Below are 535 nucleotides of genomic sequence, written 5' to 3'. Positions count from 1 at the left end.
GGACTTCCCGGCGCCGTTGGGCCCGAGAAAGCCGGTGACCCGGCCGGGCAGCACCGTGACGGTCAGGTGGTCGACCGCGAGCCGGTCTCCGTAGCGCTTCGTCAGTCCTTCGAGCGTGATCACGACGGTCGACGGTAGGGACCGGCCCGGCCGGGCGGCACCGTGCATCCCGCCCGCTCCGGTAGCGGAAAACCGCTATCCGGGCCGGTGGGTCACGAAGATCGCGGTGCCGGGGAAGAGCGCGCCGCGCAGCGGCGACCACTGGCCCCAGATCCGCTCGTGCCCCTCGGGCCACTCCGGCTCCACGACGTCGTCGAGGACCAGGCCCGCGGCGACGACGTCGCGCACGCGGTCGCCGATCGTCCGGTGGTGCTCGACGTAGGTGGCCCGGCCCCCGCCGTCGACCTCCAGGTAGGGGGTCCGGTCGAAGTACGACTGGGTGACGGTCAGCCCATCCGGCCCGGGGTCGTCGGAGAACATCCAGCGCATGGGGTGGTTCACCGCGAACACCCAGCGGCCGCCGGGCCTCAGCACC

2 pseudogenes are annotated in these 535 nt (G+C 73.1%); both read right to left on the bottom strand.

Annotated features, from left to right (window positions below):
- A pseudogene (locus ABFY07_RS42915) lies at positions 1-123 on the bottom strand (ABC transporter ATP-binding protein); the annotation flags it as partial.
- Between the two features lie 72 nt (positions 124-195).
- Positions 196-535: pseudogene (locus ABFY07_RS42910) on the bottom strand (SAM-dependent methyltransferase); the annotation flags it as partial.

The organism is Streptomyces sparsogenes subsp. cuspidosporus, from assembly GCF_039532705.1.
Taxonomy (GTDB): Bacteria; Actinomycetota; Actinomycetes; order Streptomycetales; family Streptomycetaceae; genus Streptomyces; species Streptomyces sparsogenes.
The sequence above is the reverse complement of the archived record's forward strand: the minus strand, read 5'-3'. Positions and strand labels throughout refer to the sequence as shown.